Here is a 238-nt window from a genome sequence, read left to right as displayed (position 1 = left end):
CTGATGGAGGCCAGCTCATAGAGGTAGGCCGATTTGTAGTTGGCCGACAGGCGCAGGCTGAGCTTGTCGTCTTCCCAACCGAGCATCAGGTTGCCCACGGTGTCCGACTGGTTGGGCAGGTCGATGTCGCGCTTGCGGTTGACCCCGGCCTTCTGGTCGAAGCCCTCGATGCTCGCACTGGAGCGGCTGAAGGTGCTGTTGGCGCCCAGCAGCAGGCCGTTCCACGGCGCCGGCAGCC

1 protein-coding gene is annotated in these 238 nt (G+C 65.1%); it reads right to left on the bottom strand.

The features are described 5' to 3' along the window. A partial coding sequence (locus tag SB725_RS33730) for a hypothetical protein (RefSeq protein ID WP_410923761.1) occupies nt 1-238 on the bottom strand: 238 nt, incomplete at both ends.

Origin of the sequence: Pseudomonas sp. SIMBA_041, from assembly GCF_046535095.1 — a bacterium.
In the GTDB taxonomy this organism is placed as follows: Bacteria; Pseudomonadota; Gammaproteobacteria; order Pseudomonadales; family Pseudomonadaceae; genus Aquipseudomonas; species Aquipseudomonas mucoides.
This window is presented reverse-complemented; position numbering and strand designations above follow the sequence as displayed.